The sequence below is a fragment of the Pseudemcibacter sp. genome (assembly GCF_965661635.1).
Classification (GTDB): Bacteria; Pseudomonadota; Alphaproteobacteria; order Sphingomonadales; family Emcibacteraceae; genus Pseudemcibacter.
This window is the reverse complement of sequence record NZ_CBFIEP010000110.1, coordinates 1-3,957: the sequence shown is the minus strand read 5'-3', so window position 1 is coordinate 3,957 and position 3,957 is coordinate 1. Positions and strand designations below refer to the sequence as shown.

The window sequence follows — 3,957 nt, the reverse complement described above, 5'->3', positions numbered from 1 at the left end:
AATTAAAAAGAAATATTGTTATAGTTAATTTTAAGATTTTCATTTTATCCCCCAATGGCGCTTATTGCTTACATAATTAATTATTAGAAGGTGTTTCTTTTTTAAGATCAACGGCTTTTATAAATCGATCCCATGGAAAATAAGGGCCGGGATCCATTTTTCTTGGCACTTTTATATCAGGATTATTATCAGAAACAACCATTCTTGTGTCTAATTCTTCGTGGCCTTGCGTGTAATTAATAGTTGGGTAACGGGCTTTTAGTTTGTTTACGAGCAGAATTAAAGCATTAATTTGTGCTTCGCTATAAGCTTCTTGCATAACTTGATGGTCGGAATGATACCAATTAGGATAACGTCCCTTGTTAATTAGCTCAATTCCAATTGTTTTGGCGTTCCAGCCTGATACATGATTAGCAATTCGGTTATCGGGTACGTACTGTTCAATAGTACCATCGCGGTCGATATAATAATGACCAGAAGCCCCAGTTCCACTTTCATCATATAAAACGCGCTCACCATATTGGCGTGCTTCGTCCAGATCTGTTAGCTCAGTAGCATGGATTACTATCATATTTAGTTCATCAGTAGTCCGTGCTTGAAGATTTAACCAATAAGGAAGTTTATTATCAACTACGACCGGTTCTTCGCCGCCAAAAGGCCAGTAAGAACATGCTGAAATCAAAATAGAAATAATTAATATGGATAATGTACGCATAATAAAATTATAGTTTATCCCTAATTGATGGTAAAGGGTAAAAGAAGAAATCATGTTTATCCCCAGAGATCAGAATGAGGCGTGCTTACAATACCGCCATCAGCATATGTTAACCCGTGCTCAACATCTTCTTTTAAAAACAGGGGCCCATCAAGGTCAATAAAATCACAAAACTGTCCAACTGCATAGCTTGGTGCCATAGAAAGTGATGAACCAGTCATATTGCCGACCATTAATCCTTTTCCGTCAATTCTTGCAAGTTTGATGATTTCAAGTGCATCGGTTAATCCGCCGCATTTATCAAGTTTTATATTAATGACATCATATTTTATTGCGGCTTGTGCATATTCATGGCTATCTAAGCAACTTTCGTCTGCGCCAAGGGGGACGTCTGATTTAAAGCCTTCTAATTCATCGTCTGCGCCACGGGCGAGGGGTTGTTCTATCATAGAAAGCCCTAAACGTTTACAATGGGGGATGTATTCTTTTAATTCATCAAATGACCAACCTTGGTTTACGTCTGTAATTAATGTGGCATCTGGACGCACTGCGCGAATGGATTCTAATCTTTCAATTGGCGCATCGTTGGAAAGTTTAATTTTTAAATTTTTGTATTTTGAATATTCGTTAGCACGCACCGCCATATTTTCTGGGGTATCAATACCTACCGTTGCAACAGTCGAGAGCGGGCGAATATTTATATCGAGCATTTTAAATATGCTCTTTCCTTCTGTTTTGCATTTAAGATCCCAAAAGGCACAATCAATGGCGTTTCTTGCGCCACCGCGTGGTAATAATTGATTGATTTCTTCATGGCTGATCCGACTATGAAGTACATCATTGAGGCTAGCGGTCATGCTTTCTTGTGTTTCCTCTTCATAATAAATGCCGCACGCTTCGCCAATGCCAATATGGCCATCTTTTTGAATAGTGACGCGGATTGTATTGGCATTGGTAAATGTATAACCCGTTATCACAAATGGAAATTTTAATGGAAATGAGTGTGGTTCAATATTTATAAGCATTTTTTAATGTCCAAATTTATTTATTGGCAAATGGTAATGATATTGAGTAGGCTTTCAATATAAAAGTACTCTGGAGGAATAAATGACATTGATATCGGCTGATAATGATTTTGCTATGTGGGCAGTTATGCTGTTGCTTGTAGCGCTTGCATTTAAATTGGAAAAAACAACAATTGGTCAAAAAATATCTGGCACAATCATGGTCATTACGTTTGGCGCAATTCTCGCAAACTTTAATATTATTTCTCCTAGTAATGCGGTATTTACCAGTATTAATACTATTGGGGTTCCTATTGCCATCGTGCTTTTATTGTTTAATGCAAATTTAAAGAAAATATTTAAAGAAAGTGGCCCAACACTAATTGCTTTTATATTTGGTGCAATTGGTACAACAATGGGTACCATAATTGGTGTTATGTTGCTACCGCTTGGTGAATTTGAAGCCGAACTTGCCGCCATTTTTAGTGCCACATTCATTGGTGGTTCTGCTAATTTCGTGGGTGTGGCCAATGCAATTGATTTTAAAGAAGAAAGCCTAATGGCAGCTAGCTTTGCTGCAGATAATGTGGTTGGTGTATCATTTATGGCATTACTTATTGCAATACCAAGTATGCAATTTATGGCAAAAAGATTTAATTATGATGCAAAAGATACAAAATATGATGACGAGGATGGAGCAATTACCAAAGAAGATCCGCCTTTCGCGATTGAAAGAGCCGTCTTTTCATTAGGGATTGCTTTTTTAATTGTCGTCTTAAGCGATATTCTTTCAGAAATGATTGGTTATCCACCAATTCGGTTACTGATACTGACTACCTTAACGGTTGCGATGGCGACATTTGCGCATGAAAAACTTACCAAATTAAACGAAGCTTTCCCAATTGGTATTGCCATCATGTATTTATTTTTGGGGGCCGTTGGCGCAAGCGTTGATATAATGACCATGATTGAAAGCGGTATGTTGCTCGCACTGTTCGCTTTTACCATCCTGTCTACACATTTGATCGTGACATTGCTGCTTGCCAAAATTTTCAAACTCGGATTACCTGAAGCATTGGTTGGCTCAAATGCGTGTATTCTTGGGCCTCCTACTGCCGCTGCAATGGCTGGGGCGATGGGTTGGAAAAGCTTGGTAACACCAGCTGTTCTTTGTGGTACGTTCGGATATGCAACTGCTAATTTTATTGGTGTTTTGCTTTACGGATTACTCTAAAATTATTTAAGTATGTACTGCTGAGTTTGAAATAAAGTTTTTCTAAAACTAGCGGTTTTATTTACTGTTTTTTAACAACACTCATATATGTTTACCCAAATAAATATTAACAATTAACGGGGATTAAAATGAGTGTTGTCGAGGGTGAATTCCAACCTGGAATTACTAGGGCGGAAAAAAGTCTATTTAGTCCAGCTATAGATTTTATTTTTCTTGGTGGTGGGTATTTAGCTATTTTGCTTCCAATAGTATTGTTTTTCCCTCGTGATGAAATGGTTATATCGCAAGTAGCAATTGCTTTTTTAATATTGGCAAACTTTATAAATCACCCGCATTTTGCTCATTCTTATCATATTTTTTATCGAGACTTTTTTGATAAATTTTTCGATCCTAACTTTGAATTAAAGAATAGGTTTATCTTTGCAGGAATAATCGTTCCCATAGTGCTTTTTTGGCTTTTTCACTTATTGCCTTTTTAGTGGAGAATATTATTTATTAGGATTTGCTGGCAATGTAATGGTTTTCTTTACTGGATGGCATTATGTCAAGCAGGGCTGTGGCATGTTAATGGTTTCCTCTGTTTTAAAGCGCAGTTTTTATAATGAAGCGGAGAAGAAAATTTTTCTTATTAACTCCTATATTGTATGGGGTTTTTCTTGGGTTTATGGTAATCGTGTAGTTAGTGAGAGAGAGCTCTGGGGTGTCGAATATTTTGCCTTTTCTGTTCCAAACTGGACACTTTGGATAATGGGTTCTGCACTAGTAATAAGCAGTTTTATGGCAGCTCTAATTTTTATTCGTCATTGCAGAAAAGACTATGATGCATTTCCAAAAAATGGTGCAGTTGCATATGTGACTTCACTTTATGTATGGTTATTAGTCGTTAACATTCATCCTGTACTTGGATTCATTATTCCAGCATTTCATTCAGCGCAATATCTTATTGTTGTTTGGCGTTATGAAATTAATCGTTCAATAGCCGAATATAATGCAGAAAAATCTGA

The 3,957-nt window shown here is 36.9% G+C and carries 4 protein-coding genes and 1 pseudogene; 3 read left to right on the top strand and 2 right to left on the bottom strand.

The genetic code is table 11. From position 1 onward, the window contains the following. Positions 1-76: 76 nt before the first annotated feature. Both ACTF6W_RS07445 and ACTF6W_RS07440 read right to left on the bottom strand, forming a co-directional pair. Positions 77-769, bottom strand: a complete 693-nt coding sequence (locus ACTF6W_RS07445) for an N-acetylmuramoyl-L-alanine amidase (protein WP_438993911.1) — start codon at positions 767-769, stop codon at positions 77-79. Between the two features lie 2 nt (positions 770-771). Further along, entirely contained in the window at positions 772-1,740 is a 969-nt protein-coding gene (locus ACTF6W_RS07440) for a dipeptide epimerase (protein ID WP_438993910.1), read from the bottom strand. 82 nt (positions 1,741-1,822) lie between these two features. Between ACTF6W_RS07440 and ACTF6W_RS07435 the strand changes: the two genes are divergently transcribed. From ACTF6W_RS07435 to ACTF6W_RS07425, 3 genes and pseudogenes are all read left to right on the top strand, one after another. Further along, positions 1,823-2,953, top strand: coding sequence for a DUF819 family protein (locus tag ACTF6W_RS07435; protein ID WP_438993909.1), 1,131 nt, complete (start codon positions 1,823-1,825; stop codon positions 2,951-2,953). Between the two features lie 128 nt (positions 2,954-3,081). Next, on the top strand, positions 3,082-3,432 hold the full coding sequence (locus ACTF6W_RS07430; protein WP_438993908.1) for a hypothetical protein: 351 nt from the start codon (positions 3,082-3,084) through the stop codon (positions 3,430-3,432). A gap of 37 nt (positions 3,433-3,469) precedes the next feature. Continuing rightward, positions 3,470-3,957: pseudogene (locus ACTF6W_RS07425) on the top strand (hypothetical protein); the annotation flags it as partial.

Bases quoted from the DNA above. Each gene is read 5' to 3' on its own strand.
- ACTF6W_RS07445 (WP_438993911.1), bottom strand. From the start codon at position 769: ATGATTTCTTCTTTTACCCTTTACCATCAATTAGGGATAAACTATAAT.
- ACTF6W_RS07440 (WP_438993910.1), bottom strand. From the start codon at position 1,740: ATGCTTATAAATATTGAACCACACTCATTTCCATTAAAATTTCCATTT.
- ACTF6W_RS07435 (WP_438993909.1), top strand. From the start codon at position 1,823: ATGACATTGATATCGGCTGATAATGATTTTGCTATGTGGGCAGTTATG.
- ACTF6W_RS07430 (WP_438993908.1), top strand. From the start codon at position 3,082: ATGAGTGTTGTCGAGGGTGAATTCCAACCTGGAATTACTAGGGCGGAA.